This window comes from Buttiauxella ferragutiae (assembly GCF_022637515.1).
GTDB lineage: Bacteria > Pseudomonadota > Gammaproteobacteria > Enterobacterales > Enterobacteriaceae > Buttiauxella > Buttiauxella ferragutiae.
The window spans coordinates 622081-644759 of sequence record NZ_CP093332.1 but is presented as its reverse complement, the minus strand read 5'-3'; the positions used below and the strand labels follow the sequence as shown (position 1 = coordinate 644759).

20 protein-coding genes are annotated in these 22679 nt (G+C 49.9%); 8 read left to right on the top strand and 12 right to left on the bottom strand.

The features are described 5' to 3' along the window. Positions 1-6: 6 nt before the first annotated feature. Positions 7-1353, bottom strand: coding sequence for a PTS sugar transporter subunit IIC (locus MNO13_RS02980; protein WP_064543317.1), 1347 nt, complete (start codon positions 1351-1353; stop codon positions 7-9). Between the two features lie 441 nt (positions 1354-1794). Here MNO13_RS02980 and MNO13_RS02975 point away from each other — a divergent pair, with 441 nt between their 5' ends. Further along, a complete protein-coding gene (locus MNO13_RS02975) occupies positions 1795-2253 on the top strand; it encodes a YbaK/EbsC family protein (RefSeq protein ID WP_064543315.1) in 459 nt (152 codons plus the stop codon). 49 nt (positions 2254-2302) lie between these two features. Here the strand turns inward: MNO13_RS02975 and MNO13_RS02970 are convergent, their stop codons facing one another. From MNO13_RS02970 to pobA, 4 genes are all read right to left on the bottom strand, one after another. Continuing rightward, the gene (locus MNO13_RS02970; RefSeq protein WP_064543313.1) at positions 2303-3007 is read right to left on the bottom strand and encodes a helix-turn-helix transcriptional regulator; all 705 of its coding nucleotides are present in this window, start codon (positions 3005-3007) and stop codon (positions 2303-2305) included. A gap of 21 nt (positions 3008-3028) precedes the next feature. After that, positions 3029-3679 (bottom strand): LuxR C-terminal-related transcriptional regulator, encoded by a 651-nt coding sequence (locus MNO13_RS02965; protein WP_241939511.1) that lies wholly within the window; start codon positions 3677-3679, stop codon positions 3029-3031. A gap of 242 nt (positions 3680-3921) precedes the next feature. Next, positions 3922-4824, bottom strand: a complete 903-nt coding sequence (locus MNO13_RS02960; RefSeq protein ID WP_133522257.1) for a helix-turn-helix domain-containing protein — start codon at positions 4822-4824, stop codon at positions 3922-3924. Positions 4825-4877: 53 nt separating this feature from the next. Further along, positions 4878-6062 carry a 4-hydroxybenzoate 3-monooxygenase gene (gene pobA, locus MNO13_RS02955; RefSeq protein WP_064543307.1) on the bottom strand — a complete coding sequence of 395 codons (1185 nt, stop codon included), beginning with the start codon at positions 6060-6062 and terminating at the stop codon, positions 4878-4880. 303 nt (positions 6063-6365) lie between these two features. On the opposite strand from pobA, the gene MNO13_RS02950 reads away from it, so the two are divergent. From MNO13_RS02950 to MNO13_RS02935, 4 genes are all read left to right on the top strand, one after another. Beyond that, entirely contained in the window at positions 6366-7142 is a 777-nt protein-coding gene (locus MNO13_RS02950) for a threonine/serine exporter family protein (protein WP_064543554.1), read from the top strand. After that, a complete protein-coding gene (locus MNO13_RS02945) occupies positions 7133-7606 on the top strand; it encodes a threonine/serine exporter (RefSeq protein WP_064543305.1) in 474 nt (157 codons plus the stop codon). Before MNO13_RS02950 ends, MNO13_RS02945 begins: the two co-directional genes overlap by 10 nt. 108 nt (positions 7607-7714) lie before the next feature. Next, complete coding sequence (locus tag MNO13_RS02940; protein ID WP_064543303.1) at positions 7715-8356, top strand: TetR/AcrR family transcriptional regulator; 642 nt, start codon at positions 7715-7717, stop codon at positions 8354-8356. A 175-nt stretch (positions 8357-8531) separates the two neighbouring features. Further along, on the top strand, positions 8532-9047 hold the full coding sequence (locus MNO13_RS02935; RefSeq protein ID WP_121815733.1) for a YjjA family protein: 516 nt from the start codon (positions 8532-8534) through the stop codon (positions 9045-9047). 49 nt (positions 9048-9096) lie between these two features. Here MNO13_RS02935 and MNO13_RS02930 read toward each other — a convergent pair whose 3' ends face one another. From MNO13_RS02930 to MNO13_RS02920, 3 genes are all read right to left on the bottom strand, one after another. After that, on the bottom strand, positions 9097-10113 hold the full coding sequence (locus tag MNO13_RS02930) for a class I SAM-dependent methyltransferase (RefSeq protein ID WP_064543301.1): 1017 nt from the start codon (positions 10111-10113) through the stop codon (positions 9097-9099). Positions 10114-10253: 140 nt separating this feature from the next. Next, on the bottom strand, positions 10254-11420 hold the full coding sequence (locus MNO13_RS02925) for a M20 aminoacylase family protein (RefSeq protein WP_241939510.1): 1167 nt from the start codon (positions 11418-11420) through the stop codon (positions 10254-10256). A 14-nt stretch (positions 11421-11434) separates the two neighbouring features. Next, complete coding sequence (locus MNO13_RS02920) at positions 11435-12769, bottom strand: MFS transporter (RefSeq protein WP_064543299.1); 1335 nt, start codon at positions 12767-12769, stop codon at positions 11435-11437. Between the two features lie 170 nt (positions 12770-12939). Here MNO13_RS02920 and MNO13_RS02915 point away from each other — a divergent pair, with 170 nt between their 5' ends. Beyond that, the gene (locus tag MNO13_RS02915; protein ID WP_064543296.1) at positions 12940-13875 is read left to right on the top strand and encodes a LysR family transcriptional regulator; all 936 of its coding nucleotides are present in this window, start codon (positions 12940-12942) and stop codon (positions 13873-13875) included. Positions 13876-13926: 51 nt separating this feature from the next. On the opposite strand, the gene MNO13_RS02910 is transcribed toward MNO13_RS02915, so the two are convergent. Both MNO13_RS02910 and ascF read right to left on the bottom strand, forming a co-directional pair. Continuing rightward, a complete protein-coding gene (locus MNO13_RS02910; RefSeq protein ID WP_064543294.1) occupies positions 13927-15357 on the bottom strand; it encodes a 6-phospho-beta-glucosidase in 1431 nt (476 codons plus the stop codon). Positions 15358-15374: 17 nt separating this feature from the next. After that, entirely contained in the window at positions 15375-16835 is a 1461-nt protein-coding gene (gene ascF, locus MNO13_RS02905; RefSeq protein WP_064543293.1) for a PTS cellobiose/arbutin/salicin transporter subunit IIBC, read from the bottom strand. A gap of 291 nt (positions 16836-17126) precedes the next feature. On the opposite strand from ascF, the gene MNO13_RS02900 reads away from it, so the two are divergent. Continuing rightward, complete coding sequence (locus tag MNO13_RS02900) at positions 17127-18143, top strand: LacI family DNA-binding transcriptional regulator (protein WP_064543291.1); 1017 nt, start codon at positions 17127-17129, stop codon at positions 18141-18143. Positions 18144-18176: 33 nt separating this feature from the next. Here the strand turns inward: MNO13_RS02900 and MNO13_RS02895 are convergent, their stop codons facing one another. Both MNO13_RS02895 and MNO13_RS02890 read right to left on the bottom strand, forming a co-directional pair. Next, the gene (locus MNO13_RS02895) at positions 18177-19208 is read right to left on the bottom strand and encodes an NADP-dependent oxidoreductase (protein ID WP_232886427.1); all 1032 of its coding nucleotides are present in this window, start codon (positions 19206-19208) and stop codon (positions 18177-18179) included. 146 nt (positions 19209-19354) lie between these two features. Next, a complete protein-coding gene (locus MNO13_RS02890) occupies positions 19355-20875 on the bottom strand; it encodes a methyl-accepting chemotaxis protein (protein ID WP_241939509.1) in 1521 nt (506 codons plus the stop codon). Positions 20876-21171: 296 nt separating this feature from the next. Here MNO13_RS02890 and proP point away from each other — a divergent pair, with 296 nt between their 5' ends. Beyond that, complete coding sequence (gene proP, locus MNO13_RS02885; RefSeq protein WP_064543287.1) at positions 21172-22677, top strand: glycine betaine/L-proline transporter ProP; 1506 nt, start codon at positions 21172-21174, stop codon at positions 22675-22677. Positions 22678-22679 lie beyond the last annotated feature (2 nt).

The window sequence follows — 22679 nt, the reverse complement described above, 5'->3', positions numbered from 1 at the left end:
ATTTCATTAAGCAGCCTGTTGGCTCTCTTCGCCAGAGGCTTTCTGAGCTTCTTCCGCTTCCTGCTCCAGCAACTGCTTCTCGTACACCTTAAAGAACGGGAAGTAGATGATGGCGGAAACAACAGCCAACAGAATCACCAGAATCGCCGCACGGAAATCCCAGCCTAATGCCCATGCAGCACCGATTGGCGCGGGTGCAGTCCATGGAACCACTGAAATCACACGGCCAATCAAATCCATCTTCATAGCACCCCATGCCAGCACGGCGTTAACCATTGGTGCCAGCAAGAATGGAATAAAGAACACTGGGTTCATTACGATTGGCGTACCAAAGATGACGGGTTCGTTAATGTTAAAGCAAGTTGGGACAATACTCAGACGGCCAATGGAACGCAGGTGGGCAGATTTACTCCGCAGATAGCAAATCACCAGACCCATAGTGGCCCCCGAACCACCGACAACAATGAAGAAGGTCCAGAATGCTTCCATGAAGATGTGTGGCAAAGGTGCGCCTTGTGCCAACGCGCTCTGGTTCATCCCCAGGTTGGTCAGCCAGAACATTTGCAACATGCCGGAAACAATCGCCGCACCGTGAATCCCGGCAAACCACAGCAAGTGACCAATCAGCACCGCCAGCAGAATGGCCGGCAATGAATCAGCAGCAGATACCAGAGGTTTAAACACCGACATAATCGCTTGCGGGATTAACATGTCGAACTGCGACTGAATCAGCAGGCTCAGCGGGTAGAGTGTCAGAACCACAACCAGCACAGGAATCAGCAGATCAAAGGAGTTTTTGATCATTGGTGGAACCTGGTCCGGCAGCTTGATCCCGATATTGTGCGCTTTCAGGAAGCGCATCATTTCAACACAGTAAACCGCCACCAGAATCGCGGTAAAGATCCCCGTCCCGCCCAGGCTATCCATCGGCATCACACCTTTGGTTTTCGGAGCCGCCACCAGCAGGAATGCCATTAGCGAAAGCATCGCACACATGAACGGATCCAGGCCGTGCGACTTCATATAATGTTTACCGAGGTTATAGGCAATCGCCGCACAAATGTAGATAGACATAATGCCCATCGTCATATCAAACGGCGTCAGAATTTGCCCTTCAAACTGTTTTGCCATATCCAGCCATGCACGAGCAAAGCCCCAGGTGGTGGTTGGCGAGAAAGGTGGATAGGCGAAGACCAGCAGGAACGAACCGACAATCATGAATGGCATCGCAGAAATAAACCCATCACGAATCGCCATAACGTGGCGTTGTGATGAAATTCTTCCCGCGACGGGACTCACGTAGTTTTCTACAAAGCGAAAGATCAGATTAAAAGCGGCATGATTCGATGACATAGCAGTGCTCCTGTCAGGCTTTCAACGCGAATGTTACAGCGGGAAGAATATCGCCGCGTAACAATCCGTAATTTATATAATTGATCCCCGTAGCCGGGACCTTTTTAGATACAGCTTTAATGTCTAAAACACTGGCAGGGGCATCAGTGGCACAGCATAAAAAAATAGGTTTCATAGGCTGCTCTTATTATTGGGTACAGGTGTGTGACCGTTTCAGTATTCATCGCCTTTTCTTACTCTGCAACCGGTTACTGAAACCGGTTGCAGTGATTGTGAAGAAGATCCAGAAATCACTGAAACTTTGAGTTGTTTAGCTATTTCACATCACAGCATTGGCTATTGACGGTATGTATTCATGACACATAGAAATTATGCGTTCACTGGTTTACATATAGCACAGCCTTATGCCAAATTATTTGCGGCCAAGAATGGGAGAAAAGCATGAGCCTGCAGTCAGTCCGGCAATTCTTTGCCGAAAACGCCCCGGATATCGACATCATCGAATTAAACCAAAGCACCGCCACCGTTGCTCTGGCAGCCATGGCCCATAACGTTGAACCGGGCCAAATTGCTAAAACATTGTCGTTGAAAGTTAAGGATCAAGTCGTGTTGGTTGTCGCGAAAGGTGACGCACGCCTGGATAATAAAAAACTCAAAGCGGCTTTAGGGGCAAAAGCCCGCATGCTCAGCAGCGATGAAGTGGTTATCTGGACAGGTCATCCGGTAGGCGGGGTTTGTCCGTTTGGCCTGGAAAATCCGTTAACGGTTTACTGTGATATTTCACTAAAACAGTACGAAGAAGTTTTACCCGCAGCAGGAGCGATTCATAGCGCAGTGCGTATTTCCCCGGCTCGTCTGGCTGAACTCACAGCTGCACTTTGGGTCGATGTCTGCCAATAATCAGATGACTGAGGACGCACTAGCGAACCTCAGTCATCACTAATTTTCTTCATATCCCCTGGTGATACGGAGGCAAATTCAGCTCCTGCATCCCATGTACACTGATCATCCATGCATACATTTCGGCGTCCGTTTTCAGCATCAGGCGGCGCATAGCACTGCTTTTTTGTGCACTGATGGTTTTGTAACTTTTCTCGAGCAGAGTCGCAATTTGGGTCAGTTGCCACCCTTTGCTAAGCAGCCGTAGAACACGACGCTCTGAAAAAGTTAAATTGGCATTCGTCACCGTAATATCGGACGTATTAACCGCTTTTTCTTGCAAAAGAAGCCGGCTAATTCTTTCGGTTTGACCACCGCTATTAAAGACATGTTCGATAATACGGCTCATCGGTTCATGTAAAGAAAGCAATGCTGTTTTGGCCGTCAACAACCGTTCAATGGCAATATTCACCAAGTTCACGGGAAGCGTGAAAACCCACTCCACTTGCCGGTGCTGATTTTGTAATTGGTTGAAGAAATCACAGGCTTCGAAGATTTCCTGCAACGTGCTATCCAGTTCAATAACCACCACATCGATCTGCAGCAATATTTCTGGCCTGATATCTAAATAGTTTTCACAAAGAATGAGCGATGATTTCTCAGCGCGTTCCTTCATCATAAACTGAAGGCCTTCTCTCATCATTGGCCGCTTGCTAACAACTAACGCGCGGCAAAATGGGTTACGCAAAAAGACCTTTGCTTTGCTTTCCTGCATATTTATCTCCTTTTAAAACTTTCACTTTCCTAGCAGTGCGCAACCCAGGACATGGAGATCTTTCTCACACTGAAGGCCGAGTTTTTCCATCGCATGTCTTTTATGTGCGCTCACCGTTCTGATATCGCGTCCTAAACTTTGAGCAACCTGGCTGACGTTGTGCCCAAGAAATAACTGCCCTATGACCTGAACTTCGCATACCGTCAGTTCACCTGAAATTGTCGTATCCAGAATATTCTTGATCATCGGGCTGGAAAGCATCGATCTGGAGGAAAAAGACTTTATAATTAAATCGGTGAATGTTGAGGATGACTCGTATTGAGAAATAATCACCCGCGCACCCAAAGCAGAAATATAATTCAACACGCTAAGTTTATGATTTCGTGTGTAAGCAACAATTGCAGCGCCAGGTTGCACTGTACGGCACCAGTTAATAAACTTTATCTCCTCAGCGAGTTGAGTAGATGACTCGCTAATATTCAAGATAACAAGTGAGTCCGTGGCTTTTAATACCTCTCCATAAGCCTCATCAATCCTTTTGATATTGCTCACTAATTTATGAATTTTTGGCATGGATTTTAATCGATGTACAATTCCTGCTGCCGTTAACACGCAGGGTACAACCACCATTATTTTTCCAGGTAAACTATTTGTACTAAAAATGTTTTCCATATCATTCCTTTGATTAATGCATTCATATTATTTAAAATATGACCGATGATTCACTCATACATTAAACATATAAGTGCTTTGAACAACAAAAATACAATAGTTTATTCAGATGGAAATTTAAATTAGAAGGAGTTTTTTATGATGAAATAATATTTCAAGTTATGATCTTATTTACAAATAATCTACAAACTACAAAATAATAGTCAGTGTGACTAAATAACGATTTAAATTTAATTAAACAATTACCTTCCTTCTATTAAAGACGCTTTCAATTCACGCATCGGATGTTGACGAAAATCCTTTGGCGTCGTACCCGTATAACGGCGGAAAAAACGCGAAAAATAGGTCGCATCACTAAAGCCAAGATAATCAGAGATCTGGCTGATCGTCATGCTGGTATACAGCAACCTGCGTTTGGCTTCGAGCAACACGCGTTGATGCAGGACATTCAGAGCGCTACAGCCATAGAACTCATGGCACAGGGTATTCAGGTGCACACTTGATAAACCGATTTCGCTGGCATAATGCGTGACCAGCAACTGTTCACGATAATGACACTCAACCAGTTGATTAAATTGATGAATCACCGCCCGTTTTCGCTCGACACGCGAACTGCTGCCTGGTACCGGAGCACATTGCCGATTGAGCCAAACTAAAAGCGCGCTGATTAATGAATGCAGCATCATGTCACGGGCTTCCCCCGCTCCTTCATACTCACTTTGTAAGGTACTAAACAGTGTATTAATTTGCCTGTTCGAGCCTTTCACCGGCACACACGCCGCCTGCTTAAGTACCTGTAAAGGGCGGCCAAATTGCTGCTCAAACTGGGCGATTAACGGAGCTGAAAACGAAAGCGAATAACCCTGAGTCCCCGGTGAGAATTTAAAACCGTGCACGCACAACGCAGGTACCACCTGAATACACGCCTGTCGCACATGATGCTTAACGCCTTCAATATCTATCTCCACCTCACCTTTGTGCAAATAAAGTAATTGAACCAAATCCGCATGCTGATGAATGCGAATGTGCCATTCATAAAGGCTGCTGCGGCTTTGAATCGATTCGCAATGCAGCAAATCTGCTGCAGGCCAGTTCCGGCTTTCACCATATAGTTTAAATACCGGAATACTGGCATTCAGATTCATTACGTCCTCTTTTTAAGCATAAGATCCACAGACTAATAGTGAATAAGTGTAGTTTATTCAACGGGCTCGAACGGTAAACCGACGTAGTTTTCGGCGATAGTCGTCAATCCAGCGCGTGAGGTCAGATAATACTCACGATCTGCCTGCTGCATTTTGCGGTCAAACGCATCCATTCCTGTAAAATCATGCAGGAGATTAGTCATAAACCAGCTAAAACGCTCACCTTTCCACACCCTGCGCAACGCCATAGGTGAATAGGTTTCCAGCAAATCGGTTCGCCCTTCGTGGTACACCTTACATAAGATCCGGAACAGATAATTCACATCAGAGGCGGCCAGGTTTAGCCCTTTGGCTCCGGTTGGCGGTACGATGTGCGCTGCATCTCCCACCAGGAAAAGGTTGCCATACTGCATCGGTTCAACCACAAAACTGCGTAACGGCGCGATGCTCTTCTCGAGTGAGTGACCAGTCACTAACTTATCCGCCAATTCTTTTGGCAACCGCTGTTTAAGCTCATCCCAGAAGCGTTCGTCCGGCCAGGCGTCAACGCTATCGCTTAAAGGAACCTGCAAATAGTAGCGACTTCTGGTTAGTGAGCGCTGACTACACAACACAAATCCGCGTTGATGATGGGCATAAATCAGCTCGTGATTTACTGGTGGCGTGTCAGATAACAAGCCGAGCCAGCCGAAGGGATAAACCCGTTCATACTCGCGAGTAATCTCTGCCGGAATCGCTTTACGCGAAACACCATGAAAACCATCACATCCGGCAATGTAATCGCAATCAATGCGGTAGGTTTCGCCCTGCTTTTCAAAAGTGACATACGGCGAATCACTTTTCACATCAAATAATTGTACATTGCTGACACCGTACATCGTCGGCGCTGAGGTTTTGCGGCGTGCGTCCATCAAATCACGCGTCACTTCGGTCTGGCCGTACACCATCACCGTTTTGCCACCGGTCAGCTCTTTTAGCGCAACCGGAATACGTTTTCCATCTACCAAAAACTCCACGCCTTCATGGACCAGCCCTTCGGCATCCATTCTTTCACTGACCCCGGCTTCACGCAGCAAATCTACGGTGCCATTTTCCAGGATACCCGCCCGAATTCGCCCCTGTACGTGCTCCGGGGTTTGTCTTTCTAACACCACATTGCTAATACCTGCATTGTGCAGCAATTGCCCCAACAACAAACCCGACGGGCCAGCACCGATTATCACGACCTGAGTTTTCATAAGATATGCTCTCTAATAAAACGTTACATGAATGTTGTTTTTATGTTTAACAAATGCTCATTCGTGCATTTTTAGCGTCCACAGAGAGAAAAAGAAGGCCAATATCTGTCTAAAACGTGCACTTTTCGAAAGTCTCACTCAAAGTGCGGACAAGCTCATATTTCGCCGAAAAAGTGTGCGAAATGCGTTATTACGCTAAATGTTGATCTGGTGCGCCTGAGTACAGGGGTCGGCATATGTTAAAAATGGGGGATGTTAAAATTTCAGCGACCGCCGTCGCTTTTCATCTTACATAGGCCAGGCATGTCGACAGATGTCAACCCGCAGCGCGAAGTCACCCGCCTCTGCATTCAATGTGGGCTTTTCTTGTTGCAACACGGCGCCGAAAGCGCCCTTGTAGAAGAGCTTTCCAGTCGTTTAGGTGTGGCATTAGGGATGGACAGCGTTGAAAGCTCAATCTCAGCGAACGCCATCGTACTCAGCACCATCAAAGACAATCAGTGCCTCACGACGACACGCAAAAACAGCGACCGCGGCATCAATATGCATGTGGTGACGGAAGTGCAGCACATCGTGATCCTGGCCGAGCATAAGCTTTTGGATCATAAAGACGTTTTGAAGCGTTTTGAGCACATTAAACCCTTGCGCTATCCCCGCTGGTTAGTAGTGCTGATGGTCGGTCTTTCCTGCGGCTGTTTCTGTAAGCTCAATAGCGGCGGTTGGGATGGTGCAATGGTTGCTTTCCTTGCCAGTTCGGTGGCGATGTATGTGCGCCTGGTGCTCACATCACACCACCTGCATCCGCAAATTAACTTCTGCATCACGGCGTTTGTCGCCACCACGATTTCTGGCCTGCTGATTGCCAAAGGCCCGTTCGCCATGACCTCAAATATTGCGATGGCCGCAAGCGTCTTGTTGCTGGTTCCTGGATTTCCGCTGATTAACGCCGTCGCCGATATGTTTAAAGGCCACGTCAATACTGGCCTTGCCAGATGGGCGATGGCTAGCCTGCTTACGCTTGCCACGTGTATTGGAGTGGTGATGGCGATGTCACTGTGGGGGTTAAAAGGATGGGAGTAATCGACTTTTTACTGGCGCTGCTTCAGGACATGACGCTGGCCGCCATTCCCGCCGCAGGTTTTGCCCTGGTGTTTAACGTCCCACAGCGTGCCTTACCTTATTGCGCACTGCTGGGTGCCATTGGCCACGGTTCGAGAATGGCGATGATGACGGCGGGCATGAACATTGAATGGAGCACGTTTATCGCTTCACTTCTGGTGGGCAGCATCGGTATTCAGTGGTCGCGCTGGTATCTCGCCCATCCTAAAGTCTTTACCGTGGCGGCGGTTATTCCGATGTTCCCTGGCATTTCTGCCTACACCGCCATGATTTCAGCCGTGAAACTGAGCCACTTTGGTTACACCGAAGACTTGATGATTCAACTGCTCACCAACTTCCTGAAGGCGTCGTTTATCGTCGGAGCATTATCGATTGGCTTATCCATTCCAGGCCTGTGGCTGTACCGTAAACGCCCGCGAGTGTGATGTGTTGCAGGGCTTCGCTAACTCATCAGTGCTTTGCCCACGCAAACTTGTTTTAATGTCATCTGGCCTGGGCGATACCAGCGGCCTGATGACATTAAGGAGCCTTGCGTGGAAACCCACGAAATTTATCTTCCTGAGCGTTTTGATGACGCCAGTTTGAAAGAAAAGATTTTCTTCAGCGCCATTAGTTTGTTCGCTGAATTTGGCCTTAACGGCGCACGCATGGAGCAAATTGCCGAGAAAGCCAACACCACCAAACGGATGGTGGTTTATCACTTTAAAAGCAAAGAGCTGCTTTACGTTCAGGTGCTGGAATATGTTTACACCCAAATTCGCAGCTGTGAGCGCCAGCTTAATCTCACTGACCAGCCGCCAGTCGAAGCGATGGTGGAACTGGTAGAATGGACCTTTGATTTCCACGTCACTCACCCCGATTTCATTCGGATCATCTGCATGGAGAACATGCAGCGTGGGCGCTTTGTGAAAGAGTCGGCTTACTTACGCGAGATAAACCGCAGTGCGCTGGAATTACTGCAAGATGTGCTTTCCCGAGGCCAGGATAAACAGCTATTCAGCAGACTCGTCACCGCTAAAGACGTCCACCGCCTGATCAGTAGTTTTTGTTTCTACCACGTCGCAAACAGCTACACATTTTCGAATTTCTTTGAAGATGGTTCAGAACCGGTTGATAGCACAGCACATTACCGTGAAATGGCGGTAAAAGTGGTGCTGCGTTATATCGGGCCATAAACATAAATCTCTACCCTAAATAATTCGAGTTGCAGCCAACGCACCTGCAGCTTGAATTATAACGGGTAAATCTGGAAGCTTTAGGAAATCTCCTGGCACCCATCGCCCTACAGATAGCGGTATACTCGTCGAAAATTCTCCTGCGATGCAGGTTAACGAAAAGAGTATAAAAATGATGAAAGCAAGCAATCGGGTTCTCTGTGCACTGGCGTTGGCAACATCCGTATTTGCAGGCCAGGCGATGGCGTCGAGCTGGCAGGATCAACTCTCCAGTGCTGCGAGTGAATTAAGCAAAACCACCACCAGCAATACTGCAACACCTGCGACCACCGCAACCACAGGCAACTCACTTTCCTCACTAACCAGCCTGCTCGGCGGCGGTACTCAGGCCCTTAGCGCCAACAGCATGACTAACGCGGCGGGCATTTTGCAGTACTGCATGAAAAACAAACTGGTTTCAGCCACCAACACCGACAACGTGAAAAGCGAGCTGCTCGATAAACTGGGTCTTGATAGCGGCAAGAAAGAAACTCAGCCACAGGATTACACACAAGGCTTGATGGGGATGCTCAATACCGGCAAAGGCCAGCAACTGAATCTGGACACTATTGGCAGTTCGCCGATAGCAGAAAAAGTAAAAACTCAGGCCTGTGATTTTGTCCTCAAGCAGGGCATGAGCTACCTTTCCTAAGTTGAATTACCGCCCTGCGTAAAGCGGCTGTAGGGCGGATCATCAATACTCACTCCTTAACATTAATCTCCAGCACGGCATACACCCCATCGCTGGGTAACGTCACGGTGACGTTTTGCAGATTGATTCCGGCGGCCAGAATAATCTCCCTAAGCTCAAACAGCGTGCGTGGATAAATCGTGGTCCAGCCGACACAACGCAGCGCAAAGTCAATTTGCGGGCTGGTTTTCAGCATATTAGAAATAATCAGCACGCCACCGGGTTTCACCAGGCGCAGCGCGTGGCGAATGAAATGCACCGCTTCGGCCTGCGAGAAATACTCGAAAATACCCAGCCCGTCGACCAGCTCCGCTGACTCCTCGCCCAGTTCCTGAACCAGCTTGTCACTGGCAATCATCCGGTCGAACAAATTGCGCATTAACAGCGAAAAATGGTGGCCTTCAACCAACCCATATTGTGTCGCCAGCCCGCGGGCAAACTTCAGCGATTGCCTGTCGTGGTCAACCAGCAACAACGTGAATTTCTGCGCCTTTAATTTTGCCCCGCGCAAAGTCTTTAAAACCGGCACCGCCGCGCCGCAAGCGAGGCTTATCCAGTTTCCTGAAACGCGGTCGTTGAGATGAATATCGGCAATGGCCGCCATCACTTTGGCTCGTGAGCGAATCCCCCGTGCATCGTTGGCGTGAATAAACCATGGCCGACTATTGAGATCCATCTCCCCGCCGCTGATCAGCCGCTCGGCAAGCGGGTGCTGCACCGCCCACAGCGCAAGTGCCGTCGGCACCAGTTGGCAACGCCACTCCGCGAGCGCGGGGCGATTATGAAAGGCAAATTCTGAGTGTTTGTTCCGGCACCTAATCTGGCGTATTCCCAGGTTGTCTAAAATGATTTCCGGGGCTTCCAAAGAAGGGTCTGATGCTAGCTGTTGATTGATGTCATCGATCTGCTCTGATACCTGATCCTTCATCGGCCAGTCATCACTGATGTCGCTGCAAGTGATGTGTTTAATGGCAAGATCCGCAGGCACCGATCCTGGGATCACTGAGAGAAAAGGTTGCCAGGACATGTAAAACCTCTGCAGACGTTTTCTTTCAGTCTAGAAAATCCTCCGTGATTGACCGTCAGCAGAAAGTTGTAATTTGCAGGCTGGATTACCGCTTGAAAAGTACCTCCTCACCGCGCATGACGCAGGGTGAGGAGCAAAAGCTAGCGTAAAAATGACTCGGTCAATTTAACCCAGTAAGTCGCGCCACCTGAAATACAGGCATCGTTAAATTGATAGAGCGGATGGTGAACCGAGTAATCATTGTTGCCCGTTGCCGTCCCCAACCATAAATAGCAGCCAGGGACTTCTTCCAACATAAATGAAAAGTCCTCGCTGCCCATGGCACTTTTCACCTGCGCAGGATCGGCGACTTTATCGGAACCAAAAACATCGCGCGCTACCTGCAACGCAAACTCGGTCTGCTGAGGATCATTCACCGTCACCGGATAACCAAAATCCACGGCGATCGTTGCTTTCACGCCAAAGCTTTCGGCCTGAGCATGAACTAATTTCTGAATGCGCTGTTTCACCGCATCACGCACTTCCGATTTGAAAGTACGCATATTGAGCTTGAGTACCGCGCTGTGCGGGATGATGTTGTGCGTGGTGCCGCTTTGCAGGCTGCCCACTGTGACCACGGCAGAATCCTGCGGATCAACATTGCGCGAAACAATCGTTTGCAGCGCCATAACGATCGACGCCCCGGCAACGGTCGGATCAATACAGTGCTCCGGCATCGATCCATGTCCGCCCTTTCCTTCGAGCGTCACGGTCATGCTGTCTGATGAAGCCATCAACGCGCCTGGTTTGGTGGCGATCTCACCTGCTGGCAGCAAAGGGAAATTGTGCAAACCGAACACCGCATCACACGGAAACAGTTTGAATAAGCCGTCATCAATCATCCGTTTGGCACCGCCAATCGTCTCTTCTGACGGCTGGAAAATCAGATGGAGCGTGCCGCTAAACGGGCGATGTTCTGCCAGATAACGCGCGGCTGACAACAAAATAGCGCAATGCCCGTCGTGCCCGCAGGCGTGCATTTTCCCCTCAACCACACTCGCCCACGGCAGCCCGGTTTGTTCCTGCATCGGCAAGGCGTCCATATCAGCGCGAATGCCCAGGCGCTTACCGCCACTACCCACTTTCAACGTGCCAACAACCCCTGTGCCACCTAGCCCACGGTGAACTTCATAGCCCCAGCCCGTCAGCAATTCGGCAATACGGTCGCTGGTACGGAACTCCTCAAAACCTAGCTCCGGGTGTTGATGGAAATCGCGACGAATGGCAATCATCTCTTCTTCGTAATCGAGAATTTCTTTAATCAGCATAGGGTTATTCCTTTTTATTCATCACAGAAAGTTTTGCGTTCGTGCCAGGCCAGCAACGCGGCAAAAGTCACCACCGCGCAGAACATCAAATACCATGCCGGAGCCATCGGTTGGCCGGTGACTTTCAACAACCAGGTCACTATCAATTGTGCGAAGCCACCAAACAGCGTAACGCCAATGGCATAAACCATCGCCATACCGGAGGCACGAACCGCTTTTGGAAACGCTTCAAGGATCAACAAGAAAAATGCAGCCGAGCTGATGTTTGCCAGTATCTGATCGATAGCAATCAGCAGCAGGGTGACGCCCAGCGGAGCGCCATGCAGAATTGTCGCGAAGATCGGCCAAATCAGGGCAAATGATCCCACTGCGCAGCCAATCAGGATCGGTTTACGCCGTGGCAATTTGTCCGCCAGTTTACCGCCGAAGAAAGGCACCAGCAGCGTTAGAGCCGCCGCGGTCAAACTCACCCACCATGAGGTGCTGGCTGGCATATGCAGCGTGTTAACCATATACGCGGGCATGTAATAGATGATGATGTAAAAAGTCGTGGTGCCTTTCATCACCAGTAAAATGCCCAGTAAGAGAGCGCGGCGATGTTCACGCCACAGCGTTAATGCCGGGTTTTCTGCACTCACAGCAGGCGTCACGGTGTGCGTTTCTTCAAGCTGGCGACGGATGTATAAACCAATCGGCATGATCGCAAGGCCAACAATAAACGGGATACGCCAGCCCCAGTCATACAACTGCTGTTCGCTCAGAATATGGCTCAGGCCCGCGCCCATTGCCGCACCAAAAAGTGCCGCGCCGCCCTGGCTGGTCATCTGCCAACTCACTCGCGCACCGCGGCGAGATTTATCACCGGCTTCCATCAACCACGAGGTTGCCGCCCCCACTTCACCACCTGCTGAAAAGCCCTGCAACATGCGCCCGGCCACCAGCACCACGGGCGCCATAATCCCGGCTTGCTGATAAGTGGGCGCAAAAGCCACCATCATCACCCCTAAAGACATCAGCCCCAGTATCAGCGTCATGGCCGCTTTGCGCCCATGTTTATCGGCATAGCTCCCAAGCACCATGCTGCCGAGCGGGCGCATCACAAACCCCACGCCAAATGTCGCCACCGCTAACAACAACGAGGTGTATTCATTGGAGCTGGGGAAAAACAGATGCCCAATAATCACCGAGAAAAAACTGTAAACCGCAAAATCGTAAATCTCGAGACCGTTGCCAATCGTCACCGCCACCAATGACTTAAAGTTGGCACGTTCCGGAACCAACGCCACATCTACGGGAAGCGAGGCGGAGATCCCGGCATCTAACTGGGCATAGCTGACACGCTGTTTCATGCTCACGTCCTCTTTTGTTATTCAGATGTAAACAAACTGGGCTGGATTTAACTATCTGCATAAAAAAAGAACATTACAATCATAAAAATTAGTTATGCCTTTGGTTATCTTGTTTGTATTGTTAGAGAGCAAAATTTGCACCACGGTGGTGGCTCAGGCGGGACGGAAAATTGAAAATCAAACTAAATCAGTTAGATATTTTGTTAGAGGTTGCCGCGCAAGGCAGCATTGGCAAAGCGGCGAAAGCATTACACCTCACACAACCGGCCATTTCGAAAACCATTCAGGAGATGGAAGCGGAAATCGGCATGCCGATTCTGCAACGCTCATCACGCGGCGTAACGTTAAATGAGTATGGGCAAGTTCTGCTGCGCCATGCGCGCGACATCGACCGCTCGCTGCACCAGGCGCGTGACGAAATCGACAATCTGCTCGGCAAAGCGATGCGCCAGTTACGAGTGGGGTTTACCTCTGCCGCATCCTACGGGCCATTTACCCACACGTTGATTCAATTTCAGGCACGTTTCCCCGGCGTGAAACTGATCGTGATGGAAGGCAGACCGCAACAAATTCACGATGCGCTGGAGAACCAACGCCTGGATATTGCCGTCATCACCAGCGCCAGCAATGCGGTGCAAAACGGTATGTATCACGAAACGCTGTATGCGCTGAGCAACACGATTATTGCCGGAAACCAACATCCCGTCACCCATACAACCTCGCTGAAAAACCTGATGGATTACCCGTGGCTGGACTGGGATGAACCTGGTGAACACTCGATTTTAGGCCAGGTTTTCCGGCGTTATAACCTGCCGCTGCCGCAAAATATTATCCACTGCTCATCGCCGTGGATCATGGCGCGCATGATGGAACAAACCAATATGGTCAGCATGTGGACGTCAGTGCGTTTGCGCTTCCCTGGCTACAGTTCAAACTTGCGCCCGCTGGTACTGCGCGAAGTGCTTCCAGCCAGCAATATCAGCATTCTGTGCCCGAATATCGGCCGTCTTTCCAGTGCCGGACACACCTTTATGGAAATGCTAAGAATTAACACCCGCGACTGGTTACAAGACAGCGATGCTCTGGAGATGGTGGTGCGGGTTTAGAATGTGTGAAGGCGGCCCGGCGGTTGAAACCGGGCCGTAAAACGGGGCTTGTTAGCTTAAATCAGCGCCATTGCTGGCGATCACTTTCTTATACCACCAGAACGACTTTTTACGTGTACGTGCCAATGTGCCGTTGCCCTGGTCGTCACGATCAACGTAGATGAAACCATAACGCTTGCTCATTTCACCGGTCGATGCGGAGACCAAATCAATGCAGCCCCACGAGGTGTAGCCGATAACCGGGATACCATCTTCAATAGCATCGCCCATCGCTTTGATGTGCTCACGCAGGTAGTCGATGCGGTAGTCATCGTTGATTTCGCCCTGCGCATTAACTTCATCTTTCGCACCCAGGCCATTTTCTACCAGGAAAAGTGGCTTCTGGTAGCGGTCGTACATCATGTTCATGGTGATGCGCAGGCCAAGCGGGTCAATGCCCCAGCCCCATTCGCTCGCCTGAATGTACGGGTTCTTCAGTGACTTAACGATGTTTGCCGCGTTACTGTTGAGCTCGTTCATCTCACCGGAAGCACAACGTGAGGCGTAGTAGCTGAACGAGACAAAATCGACGGTATTCTTGAGGATTTCGTCGTCGCCAGGCAGCACTTCAAGCTCAAAGCCTTTCTCGCGGAACAGACGTTTGGAGTACGACGGATAAGCACCACGTGCCTGCACATCAATAAAGAACAGGTTCTCACGATCCTTTTCCAGCGCCGCCCACACGTCTTCCGGTTTGCAAGAATACGGATAGAAATTCCCACCCGCCAACATACAGCCGACCTGGTTATCAGGGTTAACTTCGTGAGCAATTTTGGTCACTAACGCACTGGCGATCAGTTCATGGTGCGCCGCCTGGTATTTCACTTGTTCTTTGTTATCGCCTTCTTCGAATACCAGACCCGCACCGGAGAATGGAGCGTGAAGTAAAATATTGATTTCGTTGAAGGTCAGCCAGTATTTCACCAGGCCGTCAAAGGCTTCAAAACAGGTACGCGCGTAATGGGTGAAAAACTCCACCATTTTGCGGCTGCGCCACGAACCATATTCCTGCACCAAATACATCGGCACATCAAAGTGGCACAGCGTGACCAGTGGTTCGATATTGTGTTTTTTGCACTCGGCAAACAGATCACGGTAAAACGCGATCCCTTCCGCATTAGGCTCTTTCTCATCGCCCCGAGGGAAGATACGGCTCCAGGCAATCGAGGTACGGAAAACGGTAAACCCCATCTCAGCCATCAGCGCAATATCATCTTTGTAGCGATGGTAAAAATCGATCGCTTCATGGCTCGGGTAAAATTCGTCATCACGCAGTGAAAAACGTTTTTCTAAACCGAGTTTCACCGCCAGACGATGCTCACCGTGCGGAATGGTATCGACGGTTGAAAGCCCTTTTCCGCCTGCGAGGTAGGCACCTTCAGCCTGGTTCGCAGCAATAGCACCGCCCCATAAAAAGTCATCAGGAAAAATGGATGCTGACATAAAGTCCCTCTTCTAAGTTAGTTTGCGTTTACAGCATGTTGCGGTGCAACAACGGCGTTTGGCTGGATTGGCTCTTTCTCGTGACTTTGCTCAACGGGAATGTCTTCAAAGCCCAGGATTAACGTCAGGACGAAAGAGAGCACCACGGCCAGAATCATCACGCCAAACACCCAAGCGATGCTCATCGGATTAGCTGGATCAAAGAACTGCACACTGGTGAACAGGCCCGGAGATGCCATGGAATGGCTGGCCAACCCACCGATTCCTGCGACCGCGCCGCAGACAAAACCACTGATTAATGCCGCAATCAGCGGGCGTTTCAAACGTACAGCCACACCGTAAAGTGCCGGTTCCGAAATCCCCGCCACAATGGCCGATGCCGCCGCAGCCAGCGCAGTCTGGCGCAGTTCAGGGTTTTTCGTTTTCCATGCGACTGCCAGAGATGAACCACCGAGCGACAAGTTAGCACCAATTTCTGATGGCATAACCATGCCTTCTTTGCCCGTTTCGGCAATGGTCTGAATGATAGACGGTGTGAATACGCGGTGCATACCGGTCATCACCAGCAGCGGCCACAGTGCGCCCATAATCGCCACGGACAACCAGCCCAGGTAGCTATGAACGGTGTAAACCAGTGCGGAAATTCCGGTACCAATCCAGATACCCAGCGGGCCAATCAACATGATGGCAATCGGTGCGGAAATCAGCACAATCAGCATCGGTTTGAGGAAGTTTTTCGTCACCGCTGGGGTGATGCGGTCAACCCATTTTTCGATATACGAAAGAATCCAGGTCATGCACAGCGCAGGAATGACGGTGTAGGTATATTTCACCGCAGTGACCGACATCCCCATAAATTCAACGTGTTGGCCTTGTGCCGCTTTCGCCATCAGGTCAACAAAATTTGGGTGAACCAGCACACCGGCAATAGCAATTGCCAGCGACATATTGGTTTTGAATTTTACCGCCGCCGATGCCGCAACCATGATTGGCAGGAAGAAGAATGCGCCGTCGCCAATCACATTGAGGATGATAAGCGTTGAGGAGCCTTTGCCGAAGACGCCGGTCATATCCAGAATCATCGCCAGCAGTTTTACCATTGAGCCGCCGATAATCGCCGGAATCAACGGTGACATAGTGCCAATCAGCGCATCCAAAATCCCGGCACCAATACGTTTGAGCGTAATTTTGCTTTTACCCGGAGCGGGTTGCGCGGGCTGCATCCCTTCCGGCAGCAGTTTCAGCACTTCAGCGTAAGCTTGTGAAACGGTGTTGCCGATGATCACCTGGCACTGATTTTCGCTACGCACGACGCCCATCACGCCACTAATAGCTTTTAACTTTGCGGTATCGACCCGGCTATCGTCGTTGAGGACAAAACGCAAACGGGTCATACAGTGAGTCACCGCGCCGACGTTGCCCGCGCCACCTATTGCGTCGACTATCGACTGAGATACTGCCGCATAATTCTTAGCCATGAGTTACCACTCTCTCGTCATGAGACTTTAATATTTTTAAATTCATGTAGTTACTAAAAACTCTCCGGCAACTCCGCGTCGACTTGTAGGGGTCTGAGAGATAGGTAACCGGTTCCACATTAGATTGACCATGAAAATAGAACAGATCAAATCCTAATTTTACATATTGTTAATTTTGTGATGACGATCGCCACAAGTTGTTCTAAAAGGGCCCTCACCACACCTTTTCGGCAGTATTTTGTCGCCGCGGAATGTGTAAAATGAGGCATTCAAAAAAGCCAGGAAGCTCCCATGTCGACAATGCTAGAAGTGGCACAAAAAGCCGGCGTCTCAAAAGCCACTGTTTCACGCGTTTTATCCGGCAAGGGATACGTCAGCGAAGCCACAAAAGAGCAGGTCTATAAAGCCATCGAAGAAGCGGGATACCGGCCCAATTTGCTGGCGCGAAATCTGGCGACGAATAAGTCAGAATGTATTGGTTTAGTGGTCACCAACACGCTTTATAACGGCAGTTATTTCAGTGAAATACTTTCGCAGGCAGCGAAGAAATTAGAAGACAATGGCCGTCAGCTTATTCTGGTGGATGGTAAACACAGTGCGCAGGAAGAACGCGAAGCGATTCAGTTCTTGCTCGATTTACGCTGTGATGCGGTAATTATTTATCCACGCTTTTTGACCATTGATGAAATGGACGACATTATTGATCAGCATAAACAGCCGATTATGGTAGTGAACCGAAAACTCAGAAAACACCAGAGCCACTGTATTTGTTGTGACCATAAAGGCTCCAGTTTGATGGCGACAAAATACCTTATTGAACGCGGGCATCGTGATATTGCTTTTATTACCGGCGCAATGGATTCCCCTACCGCTATCGAGCGCTTAGCGGGCTATAAAGAAGCTTTGAATCAATATGATATTGCTGTAAACGAAGAGTTGATTGCCCACGGAAAATGGACGCCAGCCAGCGGTGTTTCTGCGGTAGAAGCATTGCTTGCACGCAAACATAAGATCAGCGCGATTCTTGCCAGTAATGATGAAATGGCGGTCGGAGCCATGAAAAAATTAAACGATATGGAAATTTCTGTTCCACAGGATATATCGATTATTGGCTTCGATAATATTCCGACTGCACCTTATCTTTCTCCGGCGTTAACCAGTATCAAAGATCCGGTGAGCGATATGATCAGTGAAGTCATCAACCGCTTAATATCCATGTTGGATGGCGGATATTTATCGAAAGATAATGTGTTTACGTCGGATTTGTTAGCCAGAAATTCGGTGATTGATGGGCCATATAAAGGTTAATAAAACGGCGCATTAGCGCCGTTTCAATAAAAATCAACTCGCGACTTTCACAATCAACTTGCCGAAGTTCTTACCGCTCAACAGACCGCGAAACGCTTCTACGCTCTTCTCCAGGCCATCAACCACATCTTCGCGGTACTGAATTTTCCCTTCAGCCAGCCATTGGCTCATCTGCTGATAGAATTCTGGATAACGATCGGCGTAATCCTGGGAAATAATAAACCCTTGTACGCGCATGCGTTTTTTCAGAATGGTGCTCATCAACAACGGTAATCTGTCCTGCTCGAATGCGCTGTTCATGCCGTTGTACTGGCTGATAACACCGCACACCGGAATACGCGCTTTGGTATTGAGCAGAGGCAAAACGGCGTCAAACACTGCACCACCGACATTCTCAAAATAAACATCAATCCCTTTGTTGCAGGCTTTTTTAAGCTGTTCGGCAAAGTCTGGTGCTTTGTGGTCAATACAGACATCGAATTTTAAAGTATCGGTGACGTGACGGCACTTCTCCGCGCCACCCGCAATACCCACCACTCTTGCACCCAGTAATTTCGCCACCTGGCCAACAACCGAACCTACCGCGCCGCTGGCGGCGGCTACAACTACCGTTTCACCTTCTTTTGGCTGGCCAATATCGGTCAAGCCCATATAGCCGGTAAAACCGGGCATGCCGAGTAAACCGAGCGCATACGACGGGTGCGACATATTGGCGTCGAGTTTTTGCAAACCTTCGCCATTAGAGAGCGCGTAATCCTGCCAGCCGGTATAAGCCAACACCAGGTCACCCGCTTTGTAATCCGCATGTGCAGATTTTTCAACCCGGCAAACGGTACCTGCACCAATCACATCGCCAATGGCTAATGGGGCAGAATAGGATTCCGTATCATCCATGCGCCCGCGCATATACGGGTCGAGTGACAGATAGAGGGTACGTAACAACAACTGGCCTGCGGCAGGTTGTGGGACGGGTGCTTCTTCGAGGCGAATATCTTGATCGGTTGGCATACCTTGTGGACGCTGCTTAAGCACAAAGCGGCGGTTAATCTGGGACGACTGAGTCATAACGCTCTCCATAGGTTAGGGTCGTGAATAAACGGTCAATCTGTCCCAGCCTAGCTAATAATTGCTGAGTGTGGCATGAAAAAAGTGCCTTTAAGCATTCGTTTGAAAGGCTGGATGGCGCTAACGCTTCTCCAGCCACTGTTGAATCAATGCAGAACCGTTACCGCATCTTCCAGCCGTGCGGCGCGGTGTTTTACCATCGCCGAGACTTCGGCACTTTCTTCGACCAGTGCCGCATTTTTCTGTGTGATGGCATCCAGTTCCGCCACCGCGCGGGTTAAATCAGACAGCCCTTGCGCTTGCTCCGATGTCGCGTGGCTAATTTGCCCTAAAAGCTGCGTCACATTACGCACCTGCGCCACGATGTCATTCATGGTGCGCCCCGCTTCGTGCACCTGAATAGTGCCTGATTGCACTTTGCTGGCGCTGGCATCGATAAGCTTGCGGATGTCGTTTGCCGCCGTCGCACTACGCTGTGCCAGGTTACGCACTTCACCCGCCACTACCGCAAACCCTTTGCCCTGCTCGCCAGCACGGGCGGCTTCCACGGCAGCGTTGAGCGCCAGAATATTAGTTTGGAAAGCAATATCGTTGATAAGACTAGTAATGGAGCCGATACGCTGCGTACTGTCGGCAATATCATCCATCGTCGTTACCACGGTTTCCATTGCCTTACCGCCATGTGCTGCGGCATCGCTCGCAGAGCTGGAAAGCTTATCGGCAGCGGCGGCAGTTTCAGAGTTGTTCTGTACTGAAACCGCCATCTGGCTCATGGTAGTGACCGTTTGCTGCACGTTAACCACCGACTGGCGCGTGCGTGCGTTGAGTTCGACATTGCCCTGCGCCAGAGTTTCACTGCCGCTGCGCACGTTTTCGACCTGATGACTGACATCATGAATCAGCCAGCGGCACATCAACCCGAGCTGGCCTATGGCGCGTAACGTCATGCCGATTTCATCGGTTCGTGCCAGATGCTGCACACATTGCTGGTTGCCCGTCGCCACTTCCAGCGCCTGGCGGGCGACATTTTCTAACGGGCGTGCAATTTGCCACTCCAGCAACGCGCAGGCCAACACACTTGCCACAGCACTGACTACCAGCGGCAACGCACCTTGTTCCGTCACAATGAGTGCGGCCATCATCGATAAAAATACGCTGCTGATAATCAGGCGAATGCGGGCTCTTAGTGGTAAAGCGGGCAATTTCCCCAACATACTTTTGCGCAACACCAGTCCTTTAAACAGACGGCGTTTACAGCGCCCTTCTTTCAGCGCCTTGTACAGCGGTTCGACGGCAGCAATTTCTTCCGGCCGTACTTTGGTGCGAATCGACATATATCCGGTGGTTTTACCGTTGCGCACCACCGGCACTACATTGGCGCGAACCCAGTAGTGATCACCATTCTTACGCCTATTTTTAACAATTCCGGTCCACGGCTCGCCCTGTTTTAGGGTGAACCACATATCAGCAAAAGCGGCTTTTGGCATATCAGGGTGGCGCACCAGGTTATGTGGCTGTCCGGTAAGTTCGTTAAGTTGGTAACCGCTCACTTTCACGAACGCATCATTCGCATGGGTGATTACGCTTTTTAAATCGGTCGTGGACATCAAAGTCGTATCGTCATCAAGCAGGTATTCGTGCTGTGTAATAGCCGCGCGCGCAGTCATAGCAACTCCCTTGAATAGGTTAGCTAATTGTTAATTTTTTTCATCGTGTTGTTATTTCGGCGCTGCAAAGATTTCCTTTAGCGGTTAAACTTGATGGCGATCACACTTTTTTAACTAAGCCATATTTTTTATAATGTTTTTAGAAGAGAGCCACATTTTCCAATAATTTCATAAAGTTATTAGTGGCTTTTGCATAGTGACGCTGAGTGCAGGAGTTTTAACCTTCAATTTGCGATCGGCCCACTACACTTAGACTGGGAGACGCTTTTGCTCCCGCAAGGAAAAAGAGGAAAATAATGTTAAAAAGGAAAAAGAAAGTCAGACCTATCAAGGTCAGTGACGTCACCATCATCGACGACAGCCGCCTGAAAAAAGCGATTACTGCCGCTTCTTTGGGCAACGCGATGGAATGGTTTGATTTCGGCGTTTATGGCTTTGTGGCCTATGCCCTCGGTAAAGTTTTCTTCCCGGATGCCAGCCCAAGCGTGCAGATGATTGCAGCACTGGGTACTTTCTCTGTTCCGTTCCTGATTCGCCCGCTAGGCGGCCTGTTCTTCGGCATGCTGGGTGATAAGTACGGGCGCCAGAAGATCCTGTCCATCACTATCATCATTATGTCATTGAGTACCTTCTGTATTGGCCTGATCCCGTCGTACGCGACCATTGGTATCTGGGCGCCAATCCTGTTGTTACTTGCGAAAATGGCGCAAGGGTTCTCAGTGGGCGGCGAATACACCGGGGCATCCATCTTTGTGGCGGAATACTCGCCCGACCGTAAACGTGGCTTTATGGGCAGTTGGCTGGACTTCGGTTCGATTGCCGGTTTTGTCTGTGGTGCGGGTGTCGTGGTTCTGATTACCGCGATTGTCGGCGAAGCTAACTTCCTCGAATGGGGCTGGCGTTTACCGTTCTTCCTGGCACTGCCATTAGGGATTATCGGCCTGTATCTGCGCCATGCGCTTGAAGAGACACCGGCGTTCCAGCAGCACATTGAAAAGCTGGAACAAGGCGATAAAGAAGGCCTGGCGGAAGGGCCAAAAATCTCCTTCAAAGAGATTGCCACTAAGCACTGGCGCAGTCTGTTGACCTGTATCGGTATCGTTATTTCTACCAACGTGACCTATTACATGTTGCTGACGTATATGCCGAGTTACCTGTCCCATAACCTGCATTATTCTGAAGAGCATGGCGTGCTGATCATCATCGCCATTATGATCGGCATGCTGTTTGTGCAGCCGATGATTGGCCTGCTGAGTGACCGTTATGGACGCCGTCCGTTTATCGTCTTTGGTAGCGTGGCATTGCTGATACTGGCGATTCCTGCATTTGTCTTGATTAACAGTAATGTGCTGGGTCTGATATTCGCCGGGCTGCTCATTCTGGCGGTGATCCTCAACTCCTTCACTGGCGTCATGGCATCGACACTGCCTGCGATGTTCCCAACCCATATTCGCTACAGTGCGCTGGCAAGTGCCTTTAATATTTCAGTGCTGGTTGCGGGTATTACGCCAACGGTTGCCGCATGGTTAGTCGAAACAACCAACAACCTGATGATGCCTGCCTATTATCTGATGGTGGTTGCGGTGATTGGCCTGGTGACCGGTCTGACCATGAAAGAGACTGCGAATAAGCCGCTGAAAGGGGCAACGCCTGCGGCGTCTGATATTGCGGAAGCGCGTGAAATTGTTCAGGAACATCACGACAATATCGAGCACAAAATCGAAGATTTGGACCGTGAAATCGAAGCGCTTCAGGAAAAACGCACACTGCTGGTTCAGCAGCATCCGCGTATTAATGAATAACT